Below are 375 nucleotides of genomic sequence, written 5' to 3' on the forward strand. Positions count from 1 at the left end.
AACCTCAGGTTACCCGGACCTCGACCTCCATTCCCGCGAACGCGTCAGCCGCACCAACGTAGCTGCCCGACACCGGCATCAACAGCGTGATGTCGCGGGCAACGGCGACGGGAACCAGATTGAATCCCCCGATACTGCGATTGGTCGGATCGAAGTTGATCCAGCCAGCCCCAGGCACGTAGACCTCGGCCCACGCGTGGGTGGATCCGGACCCCGAGGAACCCGTCGCAGTGATTTGCGGGTCGTACAGATAGCCCGACACGATCCGGGCGCCTATATCCAGGCTGCGTACCGCTTCGGCGAACAGTATGGCGAAGTCGCGGCACGAACCCCGCCCACGGTCGAGCGATTCGATCGGCGTCTGGGTACCTTCGC

Annotated in this window: 1 protein-coding gene; it reads right to left on the reverse strand. The window is 64.0% G+C overall.

Features of this window, described 5'->3' with window-relative positions:
- Positions 1-4 precede the first annotated feature (4 nt).
- The coding region (locus tag C5P05_RS00075; RefSeq protein ID WP_198674549.1) for a transglutaminase-like domain-containing protein at positions 5-375 on the reverse strand (371 nt) is incomplete at its 5' end.

It is taken from the genome of Rhodoferax ferrireducens, from assembly GCF_003347515.1.
GTDB lineage: Bacteria > Pseudomonadota > Gammaproteobacteria > Burkholderiales > Burkholderiaceae_C > Rhodoferax.